This is a genomic window from Pseudomonas sp. AC463 (genome assembly GCF_979253585.1).
Map to the genome: position 1 here is coordinate 1 of NZ_CEEDDZ010000702.1, position 265 is coordinate 265.

At 63.8% G+C, this 265-nt stretch carries 1 protein-coding gene; it reads left to right on the forward strand.

The genetic code is table 11. The annotated features are described in order from the left end of the window. Positions 1–265, forward strand: a 265-nt coding sequence (locus AC0IYH_RS32005; protein ID WP_471838316.1) for a hypothetical protein, incomplete at both ends; no start/stop codon positions are given.

Here is a 265-nt window from a genome sequence, read left to right on the forward strand (position 1 = left end):
GGCCGCGTTCCGCGCGTCTTCTGGTACTCGCTGTTCGACCTGCCGATGGAATGGGGTGCGGAGACCCGCCACCGCGAGGCGGAAGGGTCGAGTTACTACCGGCATTTCTACATGGGCCTGATCCGCCCGGACGGTACGCCCAAGCCGGCATTGGACGATTATGCCAAGGTGGCTGGCGAGATGGGCCTGATGCAGTGGTTCCACTATCAGGACCCGCGGCTGGACGACGCGGTCGCGTGGATGAAGCGACTGGGTACGAAGAAGT